General features: G+C 42.5%; 15 protein-coding genes. 3 read left to right on the forward strand and 12 right to left on the reverse strand.

Going from position 1 to position 18,746, the window contains the following annotated elements:
- Positions 1-132: 132 nt before the first annotated feature.
- From udp to ltnD, 8 genes are all read right to left on the reverse strand, one after another.
- Positions 133-891 carry a uridine phosphorylase gene (udp, locus tag PR725_RS18030; RefSeq protein ID WP_004914901.1) on the reverse strand — a complete coding sequence of 253 codons (759 nt, stop codon included), beginning with the start codon at positions 889-891 and terminating at the stop codon, positions 133-135.
- A gap of 289 nt (positions 892-1,180) precedes the next feature.
- The gene (locus PR725_RS18035) at positions 1,181-2,557 is read right to left on the reverse strand and encodes a GntP family permease (RefSeq protein WP_272569929.1); all 1,377 of its coding nucleotides are present in this window, start codon (positions 2,555-2,557) and stop codon (positions 1,181-1,183) included.
- Positions 2,558-2,567: 10 nt separating this feature from the next.
- The gene (denD, locus tag PR725_RS18040; protein ID WP_004260834.1) at positions 2,568-3,527 is read right to left on the reverse strand and encodes a D-erythronate dehydrogenase; all 960 of its coding nucleotides are present in this window, start codon (positions 3,525-3,527) and stop codon (positions 2,568-2,570) included.
- Positions 3,528-3,590: 63 nt separating this feature from the next.
- A complete protein-coding gene (locus PR725_RS18045; RefSeq protein ID WP_004914906.1) occupies positions 3,591-4,358 on the reverse strand; it encodes a DeoR/GlpR family DNA-binding transcription regulator in 768 nt (255 codons plus the stop codon).
- A 12-nt stretch (positions 4,359-4,370) separates the two neighbouring features.
- Positions 4,371-5,150 (reverse strand): 2-oxo-tetronate isomerase, encoded by a 780-nt coding sequence (otnI, locus tag PR725_RS18050; RefSeq protein ID WP_272569930.1) that lies wholly within the window; start codon positions 5,148-5,150, stop codon positions 4,371-4,373.
- Between the two features lie 10 nt (positions 5,151-5,160).
- Positions 5,161-5,802 (reverse strand): 3-oxo-tetronate 4-phosphate decarboxylase, encoded by a 642-nt coding sequence (gene otnC, locus PR725_RS18055; protein WP_109912576.1) that lies wholly within the window; start codon positions 5,800-5,802, stop codon positions 5,161-5,163.
- Positions 5,795-7,072, reverse strand: coding sequence for a 3-oxo-tetronate kinase (gene otnK, locus PR725_RS18060; RefSeq protein ID WP_110731420.1), 1,278 nt, complete (start codon positions 7,070-7,072; stop codon positions 5,795-5,797). The genes otnC and otnK overlap by 8 nt, the downstream gene beginning before the upstream one ends.
- A complete protein-coding gene (gene ltnD / locus PR725_RS18065) occupies positions 7,069-7,977 on the reverse strand; it encodes an L-threonate dehydrogenase (RefSeq protein WP_272569931.1) in 909 nt (302 codons plus the stop codon). Before ltnD ends, otnK begins: the two co-directional genes overlap by 4 nt.
- A 382-nt stretch (positions 7,978-8,359) precedes the next feature.
- Between ltnD and PR725_RS18070 the strand changes: the two genes are divergently transcribed.
- Positions 8,360-8,749, forward strand: a complete 390-nt coding sequence (locus tag PR725_RS18070; protein ID WP_117163036.1) for a YidB family protein — start codon at positions 8,360-8,362, stop codon at positions 8,747-8,749.
- Positions 8,750-8,963: 214 nt separating this feature from the next.
- On the opposite strand, the gene metE is transcribed toward PR725_RS18070, so the two are convergent.
- On the reverse strand, positions 8,964-11,237 hold the full coding sequence (gene metE, locus PR725_RS18075) for a 5-methyltetrahydropteroyltriglutamate--homocysteine S-methyltransferase (protein ID WP_109912579.1): 2,274 nt from the start codon (positions 11,235-11,237) through the stop codon (positions 8,964-8,966).
- A 108-nt stretch (positions 11,238-11,345) separates the two neighbouring features.
- Between metE and metR the strand changes: the two genes are divergently transcribed.
- Entirely contained in the window at positions 11,346-12,302 is a 957-nt protein-coding gene (metR, locus tag PR725_RS18080; RefSeq protein WP_109912580.1) for an HTH-type transcriptional regulator MetR, read from the forward strand.
- Here the strand turns inward: metR and PR725_RS18085 are convergent.
- From PR725_RS18085 to PR725_RS18095, 3 genes are all read right to left on the reverse strand, one after another.
- Complete coding sequence (locus tag PR725_RS18085) at positions 12,187-13,086, reverse strand: carboxylate/amino acid/amine transporter (RefSeq protein ID WP_117163035.1); 900 nt, start codon at positions 13,084-13,086, stop codon at positions 12,187-12,189. The two genes, metR and PR725_RS18085, sit on opposite strands and share 116 nt — an antisense overlap.
- A gap of 57 nt (positions 13,087-13,143) precedes the next feature.
- A complete protein-coding gene (locus PR725_RS18090) occupies positions 13,144-14,793 on the reverse strand; it encodes a Na+/H+ antiporter (RefSeq protein WP_004914931.1) in 1,650 nt (549 codons plus the stop codon).
- Positions 14,794-15,056: 263 nt separating this feature from the next.
- Complete coding sequence (locus tag PR725_RS18095) at positions 15,057-16,403, reverse strand: NCS2 family permease (protein ID WP_004914933.1); 1,347 nt, start codon at positions 16,401-16,403, stop codon at positions 15,057-15,059.
- A gap of 614 nt (positions 16,404-17,017) precedes the next feature.
- Between PR725_RS18095 and PR725_RS18100 the strand changes: the two genes are divergently transcribed.
- Positions 17,018-18,706 carry a hypothetical protein gene (locus PR725_RS18100; RefSeq protein ID WP_211889431.1) on the forward strand — a complete coding sequence of 563 codons (1,689 nt, stop codon included), beginning with the start codon at positions 17,018-17,020 and terminating at the stop codon, positions 18,704-18,706.
- The last annotated feature ends 40 nt before the right edge of the window (positions 18,707-18,746 follow it).

The raw sequence follows: 18,746 nt of genomic DNA on the forward strand, positions 1-18,746 counted from the left end.
GTAAATTGATTAGTAATTGCCAAATCTATCGAGGAAATAAAGAGAAATGAAAAGTGGATAAAGGGACTAAGCCCGCTTACTTTTTGTCCACAACCGAGTGAAAGTCAAGTAAACGGGCCAGTAAATCAGGGACTACAGTAAGCGGCGAGCAGCTTCAACCACAATACTTAATACGTTACCTTCCGTTTTCTTCAGTAACGCTTCATTTGGAATTTCTTGTTGGGTACGATTCACGATAACACCCGCAACCATACCAGCACGTAACCCTTTACTACTAGAACACATAGTCAGCAATGTGGCTGATTCCATTTCATAGTTCATTACGCCCATGTCTTGCCACTCTTTCATCGAACCTCTGAAATGACGCATCACACGGCCAGTATAGGTATCATAACGCTCTTGACCTGGGTAGAAGGTATCAGATGATGCAGTAACACCAACATGAACGGTCGCACCTGCATCTTTCGCTGCGGCATAAAGCGCATTAGTACAGTCAAAATCAGCAACAGCTGGGTATTCTAATGGTGCGAAGTGTTGGCTAGCACCGTCTAGGCGCACTGCCCCTGTTGTCACCAGAACATCACCGACATTGATATCTTCTTGGATTGCACCTGTTGTACCAATACGTAAGAAAGTACGGATACCAAGCTGTGCAAGTTCTTCAACTGCAATTGACGTTGATGGACCACCGATACCGGTTGAACAAACAATGACAGCTTTTCCGTCAAGCTCACCACGCCAAGAGGTGTATTCACGTAATGACGCAAGGTGTACAGGGTTATCCATCAGACGTGCAATTTTTTCAACACGGTTAGGATCCCCAGGAACAATCGCTACGGTCGCACCCTGTAAGTCACTTTTCTTTAAACCTAAGTGGAAAACGTCAGACATTTCAAACTCCTTTACACAATGGCATCATTAAATCAGTCAATACTGATTAATCGTTATTTGTAATATAGCGAGAAAACGATATTTTTTTAGTGATGAATATCACTTTTAATGAAAACAATAAAGGATTGATTTCATTATTTAGTGACTTGCATCACATAAATTCATGAATTTTATTTCTCTTTGAATTCCATTGCCATCAGTATAGATGAAAGTTTGGCATAACGACAAAAGCGCCCCTAATTGCTGGGCGCTTTGATTATTTGGCAGAACTAAAACTGATAACGCTATGTTAGAGAATTACATCAAGAACAAGGACACCAACTAGGCCTATCGCCCACGCAATGGTGGTCGGAATAGACCAAACAATCATTTGTTGTTTAACGTCCTTAATTCCCATCATTCTGTTCACCACCCAATACAGGCTGTCGTTGAAGTAACCGAAGAACAGAGACCCCATGGTTGCCGCTTGCGCCGCGACCAATAAGTTAATATCCGGTATTTGGCTAATGATTGGCGCAGAAATAGATGCTGCGGTAATCATTGCTACCGTACCTGAACCTTGAATCAAACGAACCAATGTCGCGATGATAAACGGAATCAATACTGGTGTAATCGGCAGATTTGCAACATGTTCAGCAAGAATATTTCCTGTGCCACTATCACGCAGTACCGCACCTAATGCACCACCCGCTCCCGTAACTAGCAGGATAATACCCGCTGCTTGTAAGCCTTCTTCCATACGGTCGATGACTTCTTCTTTTGTTGCTTTTGGCATTAATGTGTAAACAGAGATCAACACACTAATTGATAATGCAATAATTGGTGCGCCTAAGAATTCAAATGTTTGGAAATACCAATTACTTTCCATACCTTGGAAAGATTCTGTTTTGAGAATTAATCCATTGATAGCATTGATAAAAATTAACAAAATAGGTGTGATAATCGGTAAAAGCGATAAGAACAGGCTTGGTAATGGCTTATTCGCTTTTTCTTCCATATAACGAGCGTGAACTTCTTTCAGGTCTTCACTGCCCGTTTCATCTGGCATAAATTCAGGGTACTTAGTCCCTAACCATTTTGCGTAAAACACGATACCGATAACACAAGGGATAGCCAGACTCATACCCGCTAGGATCATGGCGCCAACATCGACACCAAAAATCCCTGCCACGCCTAAAGGCCCTGGTGTTGGTGGAACGGTATGGTGTGTCACCACTAGCCCACCAGCGAGTGCAACGCCTAAAGTTAGTATGCTACGTTTACCATTTTTGGCTAATGCTTTTGCCAATGGATATAAAATCACAAAAGCAGAGTCAACGAAGATAGGAATACTGACAATATAACCGGTAATTGCCAGAGCCCATTCTTCACGCTTTTTACCTAACCATTTGATAAAGCTATAAGCGATTTGTTCAGCAGCACCTGAAACTTCCAGCACCCTTCCCATCATTACCCCGAGTCCGATAACGATACCGATGCTACCGAGTGTTGACCCAAAGCCTTTTGTAATGACTGTCACTGTCTCTGCGGCAGTCAAACCACCAGATACACCAGCGATTACCGCAGCAATTAGCATAGCTAATAACGCATGAACACGCGTTCGTAATACTAAAAAGATCAGGACAAATATGGCCACTGCGAGGCCAATAACAGGAATATAGGACATAGGCTATCTCCTACTTAGACGAGCCGTGGTGAGTGATAAACGAACGGATCGCATCACCAAATGAGCCATCTGCACGGAAACCGAGATCCAATGCACGGCTAATATCAAATTTACCCGGCCAACTCGCCACAATGCGGTTAATAGCTTCATCTGGTTCAAAACGAATAAGATCCACCGCTTCTTGGCCTGCAACATCACGCAGGGCATCAATCATGCCTTGAACAGTAACCGTAATACCTGGTAGGTTCACAGTGCGAGATTTACCGAATTTCTCAGCAGGGATACTGACCGCATGAATAAAGTTGTTAATCACGGTTTCAGGGCTAGATAACCATAGCGCAAGGTCAGGGGAGACAGGGCAAACACTTTCAACCCCATTTAATGGCTCACGAATAATGCCACTTGCGAATGAAGACGCCGCTTTATTGGGTACACCAGGACGAATACTAATGGTGGGTAAACGCATCACACGGCCATCAACAAAGCCTTTACGTGAATAGTCATTGACCATCAGTTCACACATCGCTTTTTGAGCGCCATAGGATGACTGTGGGTTAACGACACACAAGTCTGTGATGACATCCGGTAGCTCACCACCAAACACGGCAAGAGAACTGGTGAACATAAATTTGATTGCTGGGTTCTTGGCTCGAGCGACTTCCAATAATTGGCGAGTAGCTTCGAAGTTAACCTTCATACCCAAGTCAAAGTCACTTTCAGCGTGACTACTTACGATAGCGGCAAGGTGGAAAACCACATCGGTTTGTGCATCGATCAGTTTATCAGCCGCGCCTGCTTGCGTTAAATCTAACGCAACGCAACTGACTCTGGCATCTTCAACCGGTGATGTAGGGCATTGAATATCGGCTAAAACAAGGTGGTCAAATTTTAAACCCTGGCTATTTTTAAGCAAAGCAGCGGCTAGCTGCTGGCCCAGAAAGCCTGCGCCACCAGTAATAATAACTTTCATTGTAATTCTCCTTGCTATAGCCTTTTAGCTGGCTATGCAGTTTTAGGTAAGATTATTTATGTTTTATGTCTTGATTAAATGAAGTTTTATGTTTTGTTCTGTTATCCGCTGCACCACATCAGCTGGCAACTGGTCATCGCAAATGATGTCGTGCAATTGATTCAATGGGCAAACACGAAACATGCCATATTTGCCGAATTTGCTACTGTCTGAAACCAGTACACAGCGACGGGCAACATCCAATAGCGTTTGTTTTATCTGAACTTTTTCTTCATGTGGGGTAGAAACCCCGTGCTGTAAATCCCATGAGCTAGTGCTGATAAAAGCAATATCAACATTGAGTGTTTTCAGCATCATCGCAGCCGTATTTCCTACACTAGAATGGTTACGTTTATCCACCAATCCCCCGGTGTGGTATAGGTTTAGCTGCGACTTATTCATTAAGTACTGCATAATCGAAAAATCATTAGTGACAATCGTTAAATTAAAACGCTCACCGAGTACGCGCGCTATCTCAAAAGTGGTGGTTCCTGCATCGAGATACACCACTTGCCCATCTTCAACTAATGAGCTGGCAAACTGACCAATTTCACGCTTATGGCGATGATGCAACCGCGCCTTTTCACTCCAAGGTAGCTCTTGGCGCAACACATCATTTAACTTAACGCCACCACTGATACTGAGTACCTTCCCTTCTTCTTCTAACATCCGAATATCACGTCGCACTGTCATATGAGAGACATTCATTAGCTCAACCAAATCACTGATCGATACGGTTTGATGTTCATGCACGTAACGGTAAATAAAATCACGACGCTCAGAAGGGAGCATAGGTTCTCCTAATTATGAATTTGCTTGTTTAAGCCAGCCTAATCCATCTTCGGTGCGGCCTGCAGGATGGTATTCACATCCTAACCAACCCTCATAACCCATTTCATCCAACTGCTTAAAAATCCATGGGTAATTGACTTCACCGCTATCCGGTTCATGACGATATGGGACTGACGCTATCTGAATGTGACTAAATTTACCCCATAAACGCTCAATTGTTTTCAATAAATCACCTTCCATAATTTGGCAGTGATATAAATCCAACTGGATAAATACATTTTCACGATTAATTTCAGGTAGTAATGCTTCCGCTTGTTTTTGCGTCGTCAAAAAATATCCAGGCATATCGCGGGTATTGATGGGTTCGATAAGCACACGAATACCGTGCTCAGCCATCACATCTGCCGCATATTGAATATTTTTGATATAGTACGCAGTTTGCTGTTCAAGTGTATAATTTTCATTCACTTTCCCCGCCATCGCATGAACTTGTTTACAGCCTAATGCTTTTGCGTATTTCAATGCAGTTTGTACGCCCTCGGCAAATTGGCTCTCACGACCCGGGAGCGAAGCCATACCACGCTCTCCCTGAGCCCAATTTCCCGCAGGCATATTAAACAGGGCCTGTGTTAAATGGTGTTTGCTCAGTTCACCCGCAATGACATTGGCATCTTCTTCATAAGGGAAGAGATATTCAACACCGTTAAACCCCGCATTCGCAGCACGTTCAAAGCGCTGTATAAAAGGCACTTCGGTAAACATCATGCTTAAATTTGCAGCAAATTTAGCCATTTTCGCCTCGCTACTTTTGTGGATAACGACTTTCGAGCTGTTCAACTTGCTCTTGCGTTAATGTTGTAAAGCCATGTGGGCGTAATGTGATATATAAACGAGCGGTATCTTCTAACTCTTCTGCATTGAAGAACGCTTGTCTTAACGTTTTGCCACCCACGACCGGACCATGATTCGACAGCAATACCGCATTATGTGTCGGTGCTAATTTTGCAATTTCCTCACCAATTCGGTCATCCCCCGGTGGCAAGTATTCAATCAATGGCAGTTTCCCCACTCGCATCACATAATAAGGTGTGATTGGAGGTAAACAATTTTTTGTATCTAACCCCGGCAAGCAAGACAACGCCGTTAACCAAGGTGAGTGAAGATGAACAACCGCTTGGCAATCAGGGCGTTGCAAATACATCGCCATATGCATAGAAACTTCTTTTGTCGGTTTATCTCCCCCAATCCAATTTCCTTGTGCATCGAGTTTACTCAGTTTGCTAGGGTCTAAATCACCAAAACTAGAATTTGTCGGTGTCACAATAATCGAACCATCAGGTAACCGAGCACTAATATTTCCTGCACCACCGCTGCTGTAACCACGGTTAAACATTGATTTAGCCCAATCGACTAACTCTTGGCGCAGCGCCTTTTCATCACTCATTAAACATCTCCTGTGCAAACTGGAAGAAATTTTCTTGGCCGAAATTACCTGATTTCAACGCTAACCAGTTACCGCTTGCTAAGTCCTGTACCCATGGCACACCTGGGGCGATTGGTGAGCCAATACTTAATTGTTCTGTCCCAAGGCTTTGAACCACTTTTCCGGAGGTTTCACCACCCGCAATAATAAAGGTGTCATACCCTTTCGCTTGCAACAGCGCGACGACCTCACCAAATACCTTCTCGACCGCGAAACTCGACTCCGCAGCACCGTATTTCTCTTGTGTTTTTTTCAGTAATTCAGGTGATTGAGTGGCATAAAGCATTGGCGCCAAACCCGTTAGTTGCTGTGCTTGCACCCAATCTGCCAATGTTTTGGCATACTCAGGGTTATTTAAACACTCACCCACATCCAACATTTTTACAGGAGCAACTTGCTGATAAGCCTGAACTTGTTTGTTAGTCATTACCGAGCAACTTCCCGATAAAACAACTGTTTTCCTGTTTTTCCCTGTTGGCTTTTCACCTCGTTGCGTTGTACCGCCCCATGGACATTGGCTATCCACATTGGCCAGTGCAGCACCGAGACCGGAACCCCCTGTCAACAATGGCATCGCTTTAACCGCTTGTGCGATAGGGAGCAAATCATCCATTGTTAAGCTATCAACAACCGCGTAACTCACACCTTGTTGGGCTAACTCGGTCAGTTTTTGGCTAACAACCTCACTGCCTTTTTGAATATCTTCAAGTTTGATTAGACCGGCTTGACCTTTTGATTGTTTTTCCATCACACGCAATAAATTTGCGTCGGTCATTGGCGTTACAGGATGGTGCTGCATGCCACTTTCATTAAGTAGCTGGCCATTCACAAATAAATGTCCATGAATCACCGTTCTACCGTTAACGGGTAGCGCGGGGCAAACTAATGCTAAGTTTGTACCCAGTTGCGCCATTAATGCATCCGTAACGGGGCCAATATTGCCTTTTTCGGTTGAATCAAACGTCGAACAATATTTAAAGAAAATTTGCTGGCAATGCGCTTTTTGTTTCAGCCAATTACCTGCATTGGTCGATGCACTGACGGCTTCATCGACAGGACAAGAGCGGCTTTTTAAACTAATCACTATCGCATCAACATCTTGTGGTACTGGTGTGCTCTCATTGGGTTCATTCAATAACTGAACAACCTTCCAACCGTTTTGCACCATAAAGCCTGCAATATCTGTCGCACCGGTAAAATCATCTGCTATTACGCCTAACTTCACTGTCATGCTTTTTTCTCCGGTAAAGTAATACCTTTAAATGTTTTAATCACCGCGCTGTCATCCTGTTGACCAAAGCCTTCATTGCTCGCTGAAATAAACATTTGATGAGCTGTTGAAGCAAGTGGTAATGGGAAATTTAGTGCTTTTCCAGTTTCCATCACTAGCCCTAAGTCTTTGACAAAAATATCTACTGAGGATTTTGGCGTATAATCACCGTCTAAGACATGTTGCATACGGTTTTCAAACATCCATGAATTTCCAGCTGCATGAGTGACAATGTCGTACATCACGTCAAGCTCAATACCCGCTTTGGCGGCTAAAGCCATACTTTCTGCCGCAACAGCAATGTGTACCCCAGCTAATAACTGGTGAATCGTTTTGACGGTTGAACCTAAGCCAACTTCATTCCCTACTCGATACAAGCGCTCAGAAATAGCGTTAAATACGGGTGAAAGCTGCTCAAATAGAGCTGGTTCACCTGAAGCCATGATGGTCAACTTCCCTTCAGCGGCTTTAATTGAGCCACCTGAAATAGGCGCATCTACAAGGGGTAATTGATATACAGCAAGTCGCTGAGCGATATTTTTAGTTTGTACCGCAGCCAAGGTACTGTGCAGCACAATAACTGTGCCGGGGCGTAATTGTTCAACTAAAGGCTGTTCACCCGAAAACAAAATGGCTTCAACTTGACGACCATTAACCACTACCAGCAACAAAGCATCAATTTCATGGGCAAATTCCGCTGCATTTTGCCCCACTGCAATTGCTCCTGCATTAAATAGGCTTTTGCATGCATCTTGGTTTAAATCAAATCCATAGGTGGGAATGTTATTTTTTATAAGAGATTTTGCGATCCCCATCCCCATAGAACCTAGGCCAATCACGCCAATTTTATTAACGAAATTTCCCATAATGACCCCTGATGTTGTTAATCTTCGTGACTGTTGTGAATTTTCACACAATAAAATTCACAAACACATGACTAATATCACATTTGAGATAATATAAAAAACCAACAAATAAAGCATAATTAGTTGAATTAAAACAAAATAAAAAACACCGCACCTCAAACACACTTTCACAGGATAATGTGATAAAAAATGTGATGCACATTATGTTTATTCACGTTTAATTCACAAATGCCAAACCGTGGTTTTTTTACTGGGCTATATTCAATGCATCATTTCTATTGACCTAAAACTTAAATTGCTGAAAATAGCCGACTACAATTTTTTGAATAATGCTCCATACTATGAATGAGAGCATAAATTGGCAGATTGCCTAGGAGATAACATGGGGTTGTTTGAGCAAATGATGGGTATGGTTGCAGGCGATAAAATGCAACAGTTTCAATCAGTAATAAACTGGATTGAGAATCAAGGTGGCCTTCAAGGTGTTATCGAAAAATTTAATGAACAAGGCTTAGGTGGTGTTATTGCCTCGTGGATCAGTGAAGGGAATAATTTACCTATCGATGCCAGCCAATTAATGCAAGTTTTTGGAAATGCGAATATCCAAGAATTGGCTCAACAGGTAGGCTTAGAACCTCAAGCAACCTCAGAAATGATTGCTAAATATCTTCCTCAGTTAGTTGACAGCGCCACACCAAATGGCGAAGTTCCAGAAAACCTCGATTTGGCTTCTATCGGTATGAACTTACTGAAATCCAAATTATTTGGTTAATATTTTCTAAAAAGGCAGGTTTCCCTGCCTCAGACTGCTGAAAACATATTATGTTTGGCGACAAGTCGAATAGGTTTTGAAAATAAACGAGGAAAATCAATTTATTGATTTTCGGCTGATAACACAAAGCGGGAAAAACCACGCTTTTATCCCGCTTTGTCAACAACCTCAGGCAGGTTTCCCTGCCTTTTTGACACACTAACTAGTCGCCATTTTACTGCTCATTTCTAAGCTGTTTCGCTGCCTCAACCATGTTGGCTAATGCTTGGCGAGTTTCTGGCCAGCCGCGAGTTTTCAAGCCACAATCTGGGTTTACCCATAAGCGCTCAACCGGAACACGCTTCGCTGCCTTTCTTAATAGCGCAACAATCCATTCCACATTAGGTACATTTGGTGAGTGAATATCGTACACTCCTGGACCAATTTCATTTGGATAATCAAAATCTTCGAATGCATCTAACAAATCCATATCTGAACGTGATGTTTCAATCGTGATCACGTCGGCATCCAATGCCGCAATGGAATCCATGATGTCATTGAATTCGCAATAGCACATATGGGTGTGAATTTGTGTGTCGTCATCCGCAATCGCAGCACTGAGTTTGAAAGCATCAACCGCCCATTTGAGGTAAGCCGCCCACTCGTCTCGACGCAATGGTAACCCTTCACGCAGTGCAGGCTCATCGATTTGAATAATACCGATACCTGCTTTTTGTAAGTCGTCGACTTCATCACGCAAGGCTAGCGCAATTTGTTTCGCAATCGTTTCACGGCTCACATCTTCACGCGGGAATGACCAACATAGAATAGTGACTGGGCCGGTTAACATCCCTTTGACCGGTTTTTCCGTTAAGGACTGAGCATATTTTGCCCACTCTACTGTAATCGCTTCTGGGCGACTAATGTCACCAATGATCACTGGGGGTTTTACACAACGCGAACCATAACTTTGCACCCAACCATTTTGGGTAAATACATAACCATCAAAGTGCTCACCGAAGTATTCCACCATGTCATTACGTTCAGCTTCACCATGCACAAGGACATCGATATCTAAAATTTCTTGTTCTTTAATGGCTTGCTTAATATGCTCACTAATATTGGTGCGATAGTAGGTTTTATCCACATTCCCTTTTTTGAAGTCTAAACGTAATGTTCTGATTTCACTTGTTTGAGGAAATGAGCCAATCGTGGTTGTCGGCCATAATGGTAAGTTAAAGCGTTGACGTTGGCGTGCTGCTCGCTGTGGATAGGGGCTATAACGTTCTGTATCCCCTTCGCTGATTGCTGCTAAACGCTGAGCTACTGATGCATTATTCACACGAGCTGATGTTCTACGCGCTCGAATAGGTGCACTGTATGTATCTAATTCAGCAATATGGCTGTCTGTTGGCTGATTTAACGCTTTTGTTAACAGAGCAAGTTCTTCACATTTTTGGATAGCAAAAGCAAACCAGCTTTTCACCTCAGCATCTAAACGTGTCTCATCATTTAAGTCAATTGGGCTGTGTAGTAATGAACATGACGTTCCTACCCATATATCACGCTGGCCTAAGAACGGCTTCACCTGTAAGAATTTTTCCCCTAAGTCAGCCTTCCATACGTTACGACCATTAATAATTCCTAGTGATAATACCCAGTCTGCTGGCAGTATTTGGTGTAATTTTTCAATATCATCAGCGCCTGCAACCACATCAACATGTAGACCTTGCACAGGGAGTTGCTTAATCAAGTCTACATGGTGACTAATGCCATCGAAATAGGTGGTTAGCAGTAATTTTATTTGGCCTGACAGCGCTTGGTAAGCCTGCTGATAAGCTTGCTGCCATTGCTCTGGTAAATCTAACACTAATGCAGGCTCATCAATTTGCACCCACTCAAGACCTTTTTCTGCTAAGCGCGACAGGATCTCCTGATAAACAGGTAATATTTCATTCAATAATGATAAGCGGTCAAACGGTTCACCTTTCACTTTACCTAACCAAAGGTAAGTAATAGGACCAATGATAACCGGTTTCACATTATGGCCTAATGCTAATGCCTCATCGACTTCATCAAACAGTTGTGTCCAAGACAGCGAAAATTGTTGCCCTTTTTGAAATTCAGGCACGATGTAGTGGTAGTTAGTATTAAACCATTTCGTCATCTCGCCTGCTGGAGCAGGTTTACCCGTTGGTGCGCGACCGCGAGCAACACGAAATAAAGTATCCAAATCAATCGAACCATCTTCATTTTGATGGCGTGGCGGTACATTGCCCAATAGCAAACTGGTTGTCAGCACTTGGTCATACCAAGCGAAATCACCAACAGGTAATAGCTCAACGCCCGCATTTTTTTGTTGCTGCCAATGGCGCACACGTAACTGATAACCGGTTTCTAATAGTGTGGCCTGATCAATTTTACCTGCCCAATAATCTTCTTGTGCACGCTTGAGCTCTCTTTTTAGACCGACACGTGGAAATCCAAGTGTATGATTTATAACAGACATATTGACCCCTTAAAATATTTAGCCGTCTAGATGTTTACACATCCATAATCAACAGGTACTGTATAAAGCACAAGCGCAAATTATTCATTGTCACCGTGAAGGTTTCTCATGATCGAATTAAAACATCTAAAAACATTGCAAGCGCTCAGCCAATACGGTTCATTAGCGGCAACAGCAACACACTTGCACCAGACACAATCTGCTCTATCACACCAATTTAGTGATTTAGAGCATCGATTAGGTTTCCGGTTATTTGTTCGTAAAAGCCAACCATTGCGCTTTACGCCACAAGGAGAAGTCTTATTACAATTAGCACAACAAGTTCTGCCATTAGTAAAAGATGCCATTCGAGTATGTAATGAGCCTGGGGTTTGTGCGTTACGCATCGCTATTGAATGCCATAGCTGCATTCAGTGGTTGACCCCTGCATTACAGCAATTCAGACAAACTTGGCCTCAAGTTAGCATCGATTTTAAATCTGGGGTGACGTTCGACCCACAGCCTGAGTTACTTTCAAGGGAATTGGATATTGTGATGACCTCTGACATTTTGCCAGATCAAGGCATCCACTATACGCCAATGTTTGATTATGAAGTGAAGCTGATTGTGGCGAATGACCATCCGCTAGCCAAAAGACCGCATATTGAGCCCCATGATTTGGCGGATGAAACGTTGTTTATCTACCCGGTACAACGGGATCGCTTCGATGTTTGGCGCCATTTTCTGCAACCTGCAGGCGTGTCACCTAATGTGAAAAATGTTGATAACACATTAATTTTAATTCAAATGGTCGCAGCTAAAATGGGCATTGCCGCACTGCCTCACTGGGCAGTTGATTCATTTGAAAAACAAGGGTTGATCAAAACCAAAACCTTGGGTAGCGGTTTGTGGAGCCGGCTGTATGCCGCTTGCCGTGAAGGAGAGCAGCGCCAGCCAGCTATTGAGGCGTTTACTGAGACGACGACGGATCACGCTGTGGAGAACTTGTCTTATGTGAAGGCCGCGAAAGGATCCAACGCTTATGCACCCAAAGAGAAGCAACTATTAGGCTCGATCCTATGGTAAAACTCAGCCAATCCGGATGTTGTTGCCAGATAGCAAAATTAACTAATAACCCCGCTGGGACCATCATGTTATTCATAATAGCAAGGGTTCCAGCATCCACTTTGGTTGCGCCATAGTTCCACATAAAGTAGCCAATGCCTGAAGCTGCAATCCCCAACCACAGTAAGACACCCCACTGGAGAGTTGTTGTCGGCATCATCGATTTATTACCAAATAGCAACCACCCTAGTAATGCAATTAACGTTGCACCAAGGTAAAACCATGAGAAAGCCTGATGTTGAGGGATTGGATGCACCTCCATCAGACGCTTATACCCCACCTGCCCAATCGCAAAAAAGATATTTGCTAGCTGCACAAAAAGCAAACCTAACCAAAAAGATTCGCTCAAGTGGTCATAACGAATAATTGCCGCGCCAATTACCGCCAATAGTGAGCTAAACAAATAACCTTTACGCAACTTTTGCCGTTCTAGTAAGTCATAAATTAACGTGACATATAGTGGTGTTAATACTGTAAAAAGCAAAAATTCGGCAACGGTAAGGTATTGATAAGCATGGAATACAAATAGGTACATGATGCCAAGTTGGCAAGCGCCCACTAGCATATAAAGTGCAATCACTTTAGCGCTAAACTGGCGCCAACGTAGGAAAGGTAAAAAAACTAGCGAAGCCAGTGCCACCCTTACAAGTACTGAAAACCAACTATCTACTTGGCCCGCAAGGTATTCGCCGATAAGACTAAACGACGCTGCCCAAAGCAGCGTCGTGATAACAAGTAACCACATAATGCTGTATTTCGCCCCAAACTTTACAATGTCGGCTAGAATACTCGCTTTTTGGTTTTAATGCTCTTTTTCGATCAAAACGGCTTCTAATAAATCCAGATCAACCAACAGCGTTTGTAACGTTTCATTACTGATTTTCTTGGTTGCACGTAAGTGATAAAGCTCACCACGCTCCGCACGTAATGCCGTCAAACGAAAACGTCGTTCAAGGTCTTCAACCAGCAAATTATGATCAATTTCATCTTGCCCTGCCGTACGTCGTCTTAGATAACCTGTCACACGGGAAGCGACTTCACTGATATCTTCTGAATCGAGTTTTTCATCAACGTCAGCAGATAAACGTTCCTGCATCTTATTTAAGCTAACAATCGCCACTTCTGCCATTGCGGCTTTTGCCATTCGAATTTCATTGGCATCGGCTTCTTTGTCTCCCACGGTAAAATTACGCAGCAGAAGCGGTAAAGCGACCACACCTGCAAAAATGGAAAATAAGATAACCCCTGCGGCAATAAATACTAGCTGATAACGCGCTGGGAATGGTGAACCATCGGTTAAAAATAACGGAATAGAAAGCACACCCGCTAAGGTAATCGCACCGCGTACCCCTGCAAAAGAGGCTAGCCAAAGCTCACGTACGGTATAGTTAGCAAATTGCAGTGGTTTTTTCTTTAAGAATAAACGGCTAAACCTTTTCATCAGCCATAGCCAACAGAAACGCAATAGCAGTAGAGCAAAATAGATAATGGCTACTGCCGCAAATAGCATCCAAGTTTCTACGCTTGGGTCGAGATCCGCTTGGATAACAGACGTTTCCCAAATACCGGGCAATTGAAGCCCTAACATGATGAAAACCAACCCGTTAAAGACAAATTCAAGCATAGACCAAACGCTATCAGCGCGTAGTCTCATCGCTAATGGAGCGTTACGGATAACCCCAGACTTTGTGATAGTCATACCGGCCGCAACAGCGGCTAAAATACCTGAAAAACCAATATGTTCCGCTATCATGTATGAAGCAAATGGTAGCAATAACATAAACACAATTTGGGTTGCTGGGTCATCACCGCTCCAACGGCTCATTAGACGTAATGATTTACTGTATAACCAAGTCACGATAATACCCGCGAGTAGCCCACCAATCGCGACCTTGAAAAATTCAATGGTGACGCCAGAGGCACTAAATACCATCGTCCCCATGGCAATTGCTACTGCAAATTTTAATGCTACCAGACCAGAGGCATCATTCATCAATGCCTCCCCTTCTAGCACACTCATCATTCGTTTAGGGATACGCCCCTTTCCGACAATGGATGATAAGGCAACGGCATCGGTTGGTGATAACACCGCCGCTAGAGCAAATGCTGCAATCAATGGAATACCTGGCATCAGCCAGTAAATTAAATAACCAATCCCAATCACTGTAACCAGTACAAGAACCAATACTAAAATAAAAATTTCTCGACCGTTTTGAAAGAATTCGCGTGTTGGCGTTTTCCACCCATCAACAAACAACAAAGGTGGAATTAACAGAACCATAAAAAGTTCTGGGTCAAAGGTGACATGTAGGCCGAATTGAGGCCATGCTAATAGCGCACCAATAGCAATTTGAATGAGAGGAAGAGGAATACGAATAGGAAGAATTTTAGCGGCAACCCCTGAAACAGAGACAGCTAAAATCAAAATAAGAATAGTAAAGAAAATTTCCATGTTGCCCTTACTGAATTAACCTAGCGACTAGAACCTAAAATATTGCCTGCCGCCGCATAGTAAGAGATAGCACCGTCCAGACCATGATTATTAAAACCCAGCCATTCACCAGTGGAAATCATGCACATCCACTTGATTAACCGCCTTCTCTCTATTTTATCCTTAGCCATCCATTTTCGGGGAAAAAATTGAGACTTTACGATTAATTAATACAATAAGTTAAAAAGGTGGCAACATTAGCCACCCTATTGAAATAATATACTTTAGATTGCCAATCCTGAAGCGTAAAACGCCACTAAAAGTACCGCAATAATGACTGTGCCAATATTCAATTTGCGCCATTCACCTGCACAAATACGGCCGATAACCAAAGCAGCAAAGCCCAACATGATACCCGTGACGATATTACAAGTCAGAACAATGAATACCGCACACAATAAACCAGACATTGAATCTACAAAGTCATCGAAATCAAGCTTAGAGACATTACTTAACATTAAAAGCCCAACATACATCAATGCCGGCGCCGTTGCATAGGCAGGCACCAAATAAGAAAGTGGCGATAAAAAGAGAATGAGTAAAAACAGTACGCCGACAACCACTGCGGTTAAGCCTGTACGACCACCAGCAGCGGTACCCGCTGCAGATTCAATATACACAGCAGCAGGAGATGCGCCAATCGCCCCCGCAAAGATACTGCTCACGGAGTCTGCGGTTAACGCTTTACCACCATCAATAATTTGGCCGTCTTTATCCAATAAATTGGCTTGTCCCGCCACCGCGCGAATAGTCCCCGTTGCATCAAAAACAGCGGTCATCACTAATGCAAGTAAGCTTGGCAATACCATTGGCTGTAATGCGCCCATGATATCCATATTGAAAACTAATGAAAGCCCATCATCACCCAATGAAGGCAACTTGAAAAAGCCTTGATATTTAACCGCAGGATCAAAAATTAAACCAATAATTGAAATTGCAATAATAACAAGTAATACGCCACCCGGAACGCGGCGTTTTTCTAAACCAAAAATGACCGCTAACCCAGCTAATGACATTAATACAGGGAAAGATGTAAATTCACCTAGAGCAACAGGCAGGCCTGCATTTGGGTTTTTGATCACTAAACCCACCCCATTAGCAGCTATTAACAGTAAAAATAAGCCGATACCAATACCTGTGCCATGAGCAATACCCATTGGCATATTGCGTAAAATCCAACTACGAATACCTGTCACAGAAATGATGGTGAACAAACACCCCATTAAAAAGACAGCGCCCAATGCCACAGGAATACTAATTTGCTGCCCTAATACCAAACTAAATGCGGTAAATGCAGTCAGTGAAATAGCACAACCAATCGCCATCGGTAGATTGGCCCATAACCCCATCAATAAAGAACCAAAACCAGCCACTAAGCAAGTTGCAATAAAGACCGCTGTTGGTGGGAACCCTGCTTGCCCTAACATGCCAGGTACAACGATGACAGAATAAACCATCGCTAAGAATGTGGTTAATCCTGCAATGATTTCACGGCGAACTGAAGAGCCGCGCGCTGTTATCTTGAAAAATGAATCCAATTTGCAACTGGATGAAGCCTGTTGGCCTGACATGGTATACCTCTGCTGTTTAATGGAAAACGACGACTTTCAAATACTGCTAACGACTAATTTATACGTTGACGTAAACGATTACGTTTTTAAGAAAAAACAAACTGGCTGAGAAAAAATCCCAATAAAAACAGTTGCGCAATCGTTTGGTTTTTAAAATAGAATAAAACGTATCGTGAGGGGAGCAATTATCATTCTAAACAGGGGGAATGATCAAGCATTTTTAGCATTTCTTACCCGTTTGTTCTTTCCCCCCCTCCCAGATATATAGTCTCTTAAGCAATGAACATTATTTTCAAATAATGATTCTTTTTAGTTACATTTATTTTACGTAAAAATAGCTAAATACCTTTCATATAATGTCTGTTTAAAGTGGAAGGTTATTTCTTTGATACAATCCAAGAATATTTGCTTACAAAACCAATAGCTAAAAACTTATTTACTGGTGGTAACATGCGTCTGTTAAAAATGTGGCTAAAAATACATTTCTTATTGTTTTTCATTAAAAAAATATCATTCACTGAGTAAATATATATTTAAGTACATAAGCTCAATTATTATCAACCGCAGTTATAGTTTCAATTTAATCAAGTAAAAAACACATAAAACGTATTAAAATGTCAAATAAGAATGCACCATTAATCATATTACAGCGGAGTATTTTACTGCTTTTTATTAGTTTTCTTGCTCTGTATTTATTACCAGGAATATATAGCCATAGCCCTTGGAAGCAAGATGAAAATTATAGTTTTGGTATTATTCAAACTATGTATGAAACTGGTAAATGGTTAGTTCCCACAAATGCGGGTGAACCATTTATGGAAAAACCTCCGCTTTATTATTGGGTTGCTACGATTACCTCTCATTGGTTATCAAGCTTGATGCCACTTTATGATGCAGCCCGTAGTGCAAGCTTAATTTTTTCGGTTATTAATTTTTCATTTTTTATCCTTTTGGCGCGTCGTTTTTTCCGTGCTACAGATTTCACTGATACTCGGATTTGGGTCGCTTTTGCACTGTATGCCTGTGCTCCCGGTATTATCAGGCATAGCCATGATATGTTTACCGATGTTGCACTAATGGCAGGAACAACTATTGGCTTATATGGGTTATTGGGGCTGATACAACAACAAAAAATGCGCATGTCTGCACTTTGGTTATCTCTTGGGACCATCGTCACCATGTTGTCAAAAGGCGTTTTTATTCCTGGCGTTCTCTGGATTTGCCTTTTTTTATCACCTATTTTTCTTGCTCAATGCCGAACTAAGCAGTTTTGGTTATACAGTTTAACGGCGGGGTTAATCGCGCTTATCGCCATTTTACCTTGGCCTATCCAACTGTATCTTCAGCATCCCGATTTATTTCTTGTGTGGTTTTGGGAAAACAATATCGGCCGCTTCTTTGGTTTTTCGGTTGAAAAATTAGGGGCAAAAGCTAATTTAACTCGCATTCCAGCGGCAGTTTCCTTATTTGCCTTTCCTTCCGGTTTACTGGCTGTCGCTTATTTTCTAAGGCACCCGATTAAACGTTTATTTAATTCAAATGAGTTTCTGCTGGCGCTATTTCCTTTATTAGGTATCATTTTTTTACAGATTTCAGCGTCTGGTCGCGCGCTATATTTACTCCCTTTTGTTGCCCCCATGGCCATATTAGGAACCCTAACACTACTCAGTTTCCCTGAAAAAATTCTTAATGGTATCGCTCGCTTTGCGGCTATTTTATGGACTGTACTCATTCTGTTTTTATGGCTCTGCTATTTCATCACCTTGGCTGGCCACCAACAAGAATGGCTAGCTCCATTTAGCCGCTGGCTTCCTATGAGCTACCAAATGCCCTTTTCTTCCATTGCATTTATCAGTGGTCTGTTGATTACATTAGTGTGGTTTTTACGCAATAAAATTATTCCAAACTTTATCTCACCGGCTTTTCACATGATGAAAAATTGGTTATTAGGCCTATGTGCCGCTTGGGGGATAATTTTAACCTTGTTTTTGGGCTGGATAGACTACGCAAAAGGTTTCGAAGGGGTTTTTGTCGATTTAAACCAGCATTTAGCAGGCCAATTTACAAAAAACGATTGTATGGCTTCTGATAATATTGGCGAATCTGAAGCACCGATGCTCTACTATTACACTGGCGTATTACACCAACGCCAAGACCGCTTTGAAAAACCTGAACAATGCCGCTGGTTAATTGTACTCTCGAAAACAATCAAACCTGCACCGCAAGGCATGGAATTATTCTGGCACAATCATCGGCCAGATGAATTCCGAGAAAACCTTGTTGTGTATAAAGTTATTGAATAATCTATTTGTGGTGCTCTCTAGCTTAAGTAGGGCACCACAA

It is taken from the genome of Providencia sp. PROV255 (assembly GCF_028478065.1).
GTDB lineage: Bacteria > Pseudomonadota > Gammaproteobacteria > Enterobacterales > Enterobacteriaceae > Providencia > Providencia rettgeri.